The 8,276-nt window shown below is 61.1% G+C and carries 5 protein-coding genes and 1 pseudogene; 1 reads left to right on the top strand and 5 read right to left on the bottom strand.

Annotation, left to right across the window (positions count from 1 at the left end; genetic code table 11):
- Positions 1 to 633: 633 nt before the first annotated feature.
- From AB4083_RS22715 to AB4083_RS22700, 4 genes and pseudogenes are all read right to left on the bottom strand, one after another.
- A pseudogene (locus tag AB4083_RS22715) lies at positions 634 to 861 on the bottom strand (response regulator transcription factor); the annotation flags it as partial.
- Between the two features lie 153 nt (positions 862 to 1,014).
- Positions 1,015 to 4,536, bottom strand: a complete 3,522-nt coding sequence (locus AB4083_RS22710) for a DEAD/DEAH box helicase (RefSeq protein WP_441610777.1) — start codon at positions 4,534 to 4,536, stop codon at positions 1,015 to 1,017.
- Entirely contained in the window at positions 4,520 to 5,299 is a 780-nt protein-coding gene (locus AB4083_RS22705) for a Hachiman antiphage defense system protein HamA (protein WP_441610776.1), read from the bottom strand. Before AB4083_RS22705 ends, AB4083_RS22710 begins: the two co-directional genes overlap by 17 nt.
- 15 nt (positions 5,300 to 5,314) lie before the next feature.
- A complete protein-coding gene (locus AB4083_RS22700; protein WP_441610775.1) occupies positions 5,315 to 5,917 on the bottom strand; it encodes a restriction endonuclease in 603 nt (200 codons plus the stop codon).
- An 18-nt stretch (positions 5,918 to 5,935) separates the two neighbouring features.
- Between AB4083_RS22700 and AB4083_RS22695 the strand changes: the two genes are divergently transcribed.
- Positions 5,936 to 6,037 carry a DUF4113 domain-containing protein gene (locus AB4083_RS22695; protein WP_441610774.1) on the top strand — a complete coding sequence of 34 codons (102 nt, stop codon included), beginning with the start codon at positions 5,936 to 5,938 and terminating at the stop codon, positions 6,035 to 6,037.
- A gap of 374 nt (positions 6,038 to 6,411) precedes the next feature.
- Here the strand turns inward: AB4083_RS22695 and AB4083_RS22690 are convergent, their stop codons facing one another.
- Positions 6,412 to 8,043, bottom strand: a complete 1,632-nt coding sequence (locus tag AB4083_RS22690; protein WP_441610773.1) for a recombinase family protein — start codon at positions 8,041 to 8,043, stop codon at positions 6,412 to 6,414.
- Positions 8,044 to 8,276 lie beyond the last annotated feature (233 nt).

The raw sequence follows: 8,276 nt of genomic DNA, 5'->3' as shown, positions 1-8,276 counted from the left end.
CGCCCTGGCGACCTCATCTTCACACGACCAATTCGTACCTTTTTCGTGCGCATCGCAACCTCTTATCCGGAGGTGTTGCGACGATCGGTTGAATTCACCCAATATGTCAGTGCACGCTACCGGGCAGCGCTGGCCAACTATGGCTTGCTTGGCTCCATGAGCGCACCAGCCAATCCCTATGACAACGCGCAGGCAGAGAGCTTCATGAAGACGCTCAAGGTCGAAGAGGTCTATCTGGGGGCCTACAAGACCTTTGCCGATGTAGCGGCACGGTTGCCCGTGTTCATCGAGGACGTTTACAACGCCAAGCGCACTCGGTGCATAGGGGGAATGAATGTCGCGAGCGGCGTTCTGCGTCAGGAACGACACCGACAGAAGCACCAGGCCAACGAAAGCCGGCAGGGCTTCCTTAGGCTTATGGACGCCAAGGTGTGCCCCTGCCGCGAGGATGAGATGGAAGAACATGCCCGCATAGGCAAAGTCACTCAACGCCACGTGGGGGACTATTTTTTTCGAGAAGAGAATCTTCACTTGGCCGATAGTCCGGATCATGCGGATCAGCTGGTCGATCTTATCGATCTGATCCAGGGTGATGCCGAAGAGAGAGCTGGCGCCGGCGCTATTGGCCCCGCCCTACAACTCGATGATGCCTCGGCCTACTGCAATCGTCACCGCGTGCGTGCGGTCAGTCGCGCCAAGCTTTTCGAGTATGTGCTTCATATGCACCTTCACGGTCTCCTCGGAGATGCAAAGCCGGTTCGCCACATCCTTGTTGGCCGCACCCCGCGCAACGCATCGAAGCACCTCCATCTCGCGCTCGCTGAGTGCATCCGCCGCCACGTGCTCGGCGATTTGCATAGCGATCTCGGCTGAAATGCTTTATGAGCACCAGCTGGCGAAGCTGGAGACCTGATGCCCTGTGACTGCAACGGACGGCTGATCGGCAGAAACCAACCTAAAGCGGACAGTGGCCAATGCATTTCACAGTGGCCAGCGGCGCGGGGGACGTCGCGGCTATGCGCCCGCTAGATCGTCGGGACCAAGATATACGATGTCGATCTTGCTGGCATCCCGCGCCACCTGTGCGCGAAGCAAGCCGCTTCGATGGGAATTGAGTGCGGCCTGAACTGTACCTAGAGGAGTACCGTCTGGCGCAAGCACCCACGACCGACCTACCCACTGATGTATCTGGACGACGGTGCCGGGCGGCGGGGGCGCAGCCAACCACGTGATACCCGCCCAATACTGCCGATCGGCCCATGTGTGCCTCTCGCTCGGCGTGAAGCTCTGGACGAACTCCATCCAAATCGGTCTCGTTTCTCTAGTTGGCCAGTCGGCCTGAGCGCTCCAAGCGGCGACCACATCTGCATTCAGCCATTGCCGCAGCTCCTTGCCCGTGGCGAAAGTCGCGCCGGTGTCGGTGACTGCTTTGATTGCAGCCAGCCGCGAATTGAAGCCGGCCTGGATCAGGATCGATGCAGAGCGGTTGAGCGTGCCGGTCACGACTGCCGGCACCGCAAGGCCAAGTTCATGGTCTTCTAGGCCCAGGCCATCTACATCTATCTCATCGCCATTTGCGCTGGCGCGGACCTTGATCGCCTCCATTGCCCAAGGCAGCCGATAGATAAGGCCTCCTTCAACAAACTGAAGCACTTCCGATGGCTGATCCCCGCCCAGCGCGGCCAGAGGCTGGCCCAGCAGCCAAATCCGCAGGATGTCGCGCCAGTTCGCCGGCAGCGGATCGGGTATGAAGGGATAAAATGCGAATACCCGCTCAGCGATACCGACGATAGAGGTGATTGCGGCTTCGGCGTCACCCTCAAGGATCGCGCCATTGGCCTGGATGAGAAGTAGGTTGACTTCGGAGGCTATGGCGTCGAGGGCTTGACCCGTCGTCAGACCGACGCCTGCCAGAAAATAGCCACGGCGTTGAGCGGCGGTCGACTGATTCCAGATCAGCCGGCTGCGGGAGGAAAGACCTGCCTTCAACAACTGCTGGGATTGAGCATCCAGACGCTCCAGACGTCGCTGCCACAGAGAAGATTGCAGGATGTCGTCTAAAGCAGCCTCGATCCCTTCATCGGGAATTTCGTTCTCCCCGATGAGGCTGAGGATGGCTGTATCGAGCGTCGCAACGTGCCGTTCCCAATCGGCCAGGGCGCGAATCCGGTCTTCCGGTTCTTCATTGCCGATCTCCGGAAAGGTCCAAGCTGCGGCGTTGTTGACGACGTAGTCAACGAGCTGGTTGATGTCTCCGCCGGTACGCGCGTGCATCCGCGTCAGTAGCTCCGCGACCAGAAGCACAAGACCGCTTTCCATATTGCGCGCGCCAAGATCGGTGATGAGCGCTTCCCAGTTGCGTCGCTTCTTGGGGATGTCATCGAACATTGGAAAGAGGACGACGCCCTCGACGTCGACATAGGCGCGTCCGGCACGTCCGATGACGTTCTTGAATTCGCTGATCTCGATGCGCTCGCCGGCGCGGTGCAAGGAGTGCATGACGACGGCAGTCGCCGATAGATTCAGGCCCTGTGCCAGTGTAGGAGAGGAGATTGTCACTTTGAGGACATTCTCGCGAAGCAGGCGCTCGACCTCCTTGCGGTAAGACGTAGGCAGGGCGCCATGGTGAAGGGCGACGCCAAGGCGTAGGCATTTAAGAATCGCATTGTCTGCCCCCAGCCATTCCTCGCCCAGCGCGATCGCGGTGTTCAGTGCATTCGGGTCGGCCTCGAGCAGCGAGCGCAGCGCGCCGCGCTCATGCAAATCAACGATGACGTCAGCGAACGGTTCGACGCTGCGCCGCTCTGGGCAGAAGACGAGGACAGTTTGACCGTCATCGACAAGTCGCCACGCGGTGGCGAGGCAGAGTTCGCGCTGGTTTTTGGGAAACAGCTGGGTGCGACGGCGCTTCGGTGGAATCCAGTTGGGAGGGGCGACGCCTGTGAGGAACCGTTGGACCCATGGCCGCTCGTCGCCGATCCTGAGGTTGAGCCGGGCGGTTGGCGACGTCCACACCACCTCACCGAAGCGCAGGCGGGTTGGGCGCCAATCATTCTTGATCAGCCTGCCCGGATGATCACGGCGCAGCCACGCGGCGAAGTCATCGAGTTGGTCCCCATCGGGCAGGATGGCCGATAAGCAAACGATCCGGCGCTCCAGAGCATCGGGGCGGCGCAGGAGCCGCTGAATCTGCACCTCATAGCGGACCTCACGTTCATTGAGGCCGATCATGTGCCCCTCGTCGAAGACCAGGAGACCGACGTCGTCGAGCAGCGAAGAATCGTTGCGGAGCGCGAAATCGAGCTTCTCCGGCGTCGCCACCACGATGTCGCGGTCGCGAATCGCGTCCTCATCAAAGCCGGTGACGCCGATGCTGCCATAGAGGGCGGAGATTGTCTTGCCGAGCGGACTGAAGGTCCGCTGGAGTGTGGCCTCGGTTTGCGCCGAGAGCGCGCGCAGCGGCGTAACGAACACGACCCTCTTGCCGCCAGCGAGGCAGCGCAGGATGCACAGTTCTGCAATGCGCGTCTTGCCGGCGCTCGTCGGCAGCGACACGACTAAGTCGTCGGACTGATCGACGGCACGGGCGGCCGCCTCGATCTGCGACGGCCAAAGGTCGATCTCGGCCCTAGCGCGACGCTGCAACAGCGCGATGAACAGTTCGCGCAATCGCGGCCAGTCCACCGCCAGCCCTCCCGCGGGCTGCAACGGCACTCTTTTGTGGAATGTGCTCGACCAAAGGTCCGGCAGAAGATGGATGGCGACACGATGCGTCCACCATTGCGGCAACATGTTCATTTCGCCGCAGATCGCCAGGCTCACGCGCAGCCGCTCCAGCGCCTGATCGACAAGCTCTCGCTCGCCGCGCTCGAGCGCGAGCAGATAGAGGGACATGGCGGCCATGAAGGTGTCGGTGAGCGCGGTATTCAGACCGTCGAAAAGGAAGTCGTCACCACCGGCACCCGGAGGTACGGCAGCGCCCTCTGCTTGCTCGAGGTGGGACTGCATGTCGGCAGCGATCCGCTCATCGCTACCTTGACCGGAGGTCCGGTAGTCGAGAACGCTGCTGCGCAAGGCATCGAAATTCCGCCGCATCAACTGAGCCAGCGCCCGCTCGATCGGTGAGAAATTCTCATCCGCTTCGACGATCGCGAGGAGCGAATAGGCTCGTGCTGACAGGTGAGCGAGATGATAGGCGGCCGCGGCCATGACAAAGTGGAAATCGCGATCGGGCTCCTGGCGGTTGCCCTTTGCCATCACTGCTTCAAGAGCCGTTGCAGCCTGTTCGAATGCCGTGCGAGCCTCATTCGGGTCGCCGTTGACCTCCCGAAGGCGCAGACCGAGGCCGAGCAGGGCATAGGCATAGCTGTGCAGGTCGTAGCTAAGCTGCGGCGCGAAGTCCGGCGCGTCGGCCGGAAGGGTGCCGTCACGCCATATGATCGCGCGGGCCTGCCCGCGAGCGATCAGTCGGCCGCGAAAGCCGGCGGCCGTCGCCTCGGCGATATCTGCGGCGATAGCCTCAGGGGTTGTTGGCATCGGCGATCACTCGATCGTAGACCGCACCGATAAAGGCGGCATGGCCTTCCACGCGAAGTCCGATACCCCATTGATTGATAAGTCCGGGATACGCTTGCAGGGAGGCGGCCAGCATTGCGTCGGGGGCATTGCCTGAGAATGTGAAAAGCAGATGCCGGACACTTTGCGGCGGGACGCCATGCTTGAGCAGAGCGTCGTCGATTGCATCGGCCAGCGGCAGATTGCCGAGCTCGAGGAGACGCGCGGAAATAAAGTGCAGAGCGTGTGCCGAAGGCAATCCTCCATCCTTGTCCAGCCCGGCGCGGGCTTCGGTCAGGACCTGTGCGGACAATGTGGCGCGGCTCTTCGCCTCCGTCTTCAAGAACTGAAGACGTTGAGATTGGGGGTCTTGCAGGATGCCGATCACGTCGTCACCACGCATTGCCATGTTGCGATGGTCTTTCCAGCGCAGGCGCTTGATCGGCGTGTGGTAGCCGCCGCTGTGAGCTTCTATCCATTCTGTCGCGTAGATTTCGCCCAGGTCGCCGGACCGGATCTGCTTAGTGGTCGGCAGCTTGCTCTCGATCAGGGCGGCGGCGGCGGGCTTGCCGAGCCGCGCGAGGGCGCGCGCTACGTGCTCCTCTGAGGCGTAATGCGAAGGCACGATAGCTGCCGTCGCCTGGATGCCGACGCCTAGGCTAGCGACCTGACCGGTCATCACACGCCGATAGTGGACCCCTATCGGCGCGTCGACCGAAATGCACCAATCATCGAACTGCACCATACTCGCTCCTTCCTGTTAGTAAGGGAAAAGGTCGCGTATGCGCATGAAAGGCGCGCCAGTTTCTGCGGCGCGGCGGACTTTGCGCTCGAGGACCTGAGTGAGTGAAATTTCACGATTGAGCATGTCGTATAAGTCGAGTCCGTCCATGCAGATGACTCGTTTGCCGCGTCCAAAAGCGGCGAGGCCGTCTTCGGTGAAGCCGCTGTTGCTGACGAAGAGACCGCGGGTCCAAGCCGCCTTTTGCTCGATCTTGCCATGGAAGGTGTGCAGCTCGGCGACGCCGATCGGCGGCCCGTGCCATTTGGCCTCAAGCAGATAAATCTCGCTCGCGAGCTGAAAGCTGCCGTCGATCTGTTCGCCGCGCAGCCGGAACGGCTCTTGGGCGATCATGTCGTAGCCAGTGGGGATACCAGCACCCGCCGACGCGCCGGCTCCCAGGAACCAAGCGTACTGATTCGGCCGAAGCGCAAACCTAGTCGCGAACTGCTGTCCGCTGATAGTAGGGATATCCAATTCCCACCCTGTTCTGTTGTTTCCTAGTTCGATGGTGCATCCAACGAACGATTCGCCCAATAGAAAATCAGGGCTTAAGTTTTGGTATCCCTTGCCGAACACCACCCATCAAGTTCGAATAAAGTGAATCGCAAATGGGGACGCGGCGCAATGGGGATCGGCTCTGCCGGCGTTAAGACTGCTTGCGCTTGGACGATGTATCGCGACAACCTCCGTCCGCGCTAAGCAATGAGCTGGGTTGAGCTGAGAGTAGTGTTGGCTTGATCTGATCTACAGCTCCCACGAGCATGCTTCGAAGCGACATGGTGCGAAGTCATATTGAATCATTGATCCAGGCGTTTGGCAGGCACTCACTAGCTAGACCGCAATCGCGTTCACGGCGGAAACAAGTGCAACAAACCCAACGAGACAGAACCAGAAGCAACAACGGCTGGCATACCTAATGGCATACCAGCCGCAATCGCTTACGCATAAGTCATTTAAAATCAAATATTTATCGCAATATATTGGCGGAGAGAGAGGGATTCGAATCCACGATAGGCTTACGCTTACGTTTGATTTCGCGTCGACTGCACTTCGCGACGCAGGGTATATTCGGATCAGCCGGCTAAGGCTAGGGTGCTTACCTCTTCTGCGCCCAGCCATTTCCCCGTCTTGCGGTGAATGCGTAGCGCCCGCGGGTGACCGCCATGCGGGACTAGGACCAGATCTAGCACAGGGTTGGCAGGCTCGCCGGGCTCGACACCAAGGCGGTACACCACGATGCGGGCAAAGGTGTCGGCCACGAGTTGTCGGGCTTTTAGTCGCGCATCGTAATCTTGGCCTTTCACTCCGATCACCAGTTCACGCCAAGCGTCGGCGGTCGTCGGCGCCTTCCGAGACAGGGCCGCCCATTCAGCGTCAGCCTCTGCCATTTCCCGCCGCAGGCGCTCGCCTTCGTTCTCCAGCTCGCGGACCTTACGGAGGATGATCGCCGGCGCAACACCGTCATCCTGCAACAAAGCGTCGGTCAAGCGCTTGAGCTGCGTCTCCACGTCGGCGACGCGTGCCTTGGCGGTAGCCAGTTTCTGACGCGCCGGTGGGTCGATGGCGCCGCGCTCCAGCAGGGCGTCCAGGTTGATCTGGTCCGAACAGAAGTCCAAAAGCGCCCGTTCAATCGGGGCGATGCTCGTACTGCCACCCACCGGACAACGGCGATAGGCCTGCCCGGAGCCACAGGACAGGCGACGATAGGTGTCCTGGACCCGGCCATCCTCGTCCTTTTTCCGGCTCATGTGGTTCTGGGCCACCATGGCCGATCCGCAATACCCGCACTGGGTGAGACGTAGCCCGGTAATGATGCCGGGCAGTTCACCTTTGCCCTTGCGCCGCCCCGACTGCGAGAACAGGCCCTGCAGTTCGTCGAAGGCTTCCGGACTCAGGATGGCCGGGTAGTAGTCGGGCAGGGCGTAGTCGACGCCATCGACCGACAGGGTTTTCGTGCCGCGCAGGGCGGGCAGGCGAAATACCTTGTACAGATGCGTCGCCCGAGTCCCTTTGTCCGAGACGGAGAGTCCTGCGGCATTGAGGCGATCGACAATGGCTACCGCCCCATGCCCGGCCCGGAACAAGTCGATGGCCATTCGGACAGCGTCGACCCGTTCCGGGATGAGGTGCCAGTCGCCCGACTGCCACGCTAGCCATTGGGGGTCCTTGCCGTTGCGGATGCGACCGCGGTAGGCGCCATCCCGCCACTGCTCGCACTGACGACGAATAGCAGCCTTGACCCGCTTACTCTTGGTATCACTTTCCTCATACGCCCGAATCATCACCAGTAGGCTGTGGACCAGCTCCATGGGGTTGGCTTTGAGTCCCTCCCGGTTGTATTCCCGGCCATCGCTGGCGGTCACCACCGTGATGCCGGCATTGATGATCTGGGCTAGCTGCGCCTGGGCCTGGAGCGGTTCGGCACGGCTCAGCCGATCCAGACCTTCCACGACCAGCACGGACCCCGCACCAATCTGGCCCTCGTCCACCGCGTTGAGGAAGGTGCCCAAGGCGCCTTGCTTTACATGGCGCTGGTGGTAAGCGCTCAATCCTTCGTCGCGGAGGGAGAGCGAAGCATCGAGCTGGAGCTGCCGGTGCTTGGCCCAGGTGGCCGCATACTCGGTCTGGCGATCGGCACTGCTGCCGGTGGACTGTCGGGCGTCACTGAAGCGTAAATAGCTATAAACCTTGATGTTTGCGTCCACGTGAAGCATCGATCCCTGAGCAAGCTGCGAAGTCTATATGGGATCTCATGTGGCTGCCCAAAGTAGAAGTAACCAAGAAGAAAGGGCACCCTGCTTGGCGCCCTCCGCAGCTACGCTGCTGCGGGTCCGTGAGGGCTGGCCGGGCTTTTTGACAGGGCGTCCTGCCCTGTCAAAAAGGCGAGGACTTCCTGTCCTCGCCCCCTGCGGGGCCTTTTCGTCCAGCCCTCACCGCC

The organism is Dyella sp. 2RAB6 (assembly GCF_052115385.1).
Classification (GTDB): Bacteria; Pseudomonadota; Gammaproteobacteria; order Xanthomonadales; family Rhodanobacteraceae; genus Dyella_D.
The sequence above is the reverse complement of the archived record's forward strand: the minus strand, read 5'-3'. Positions and strand labels throughout refer to the sequence as shown.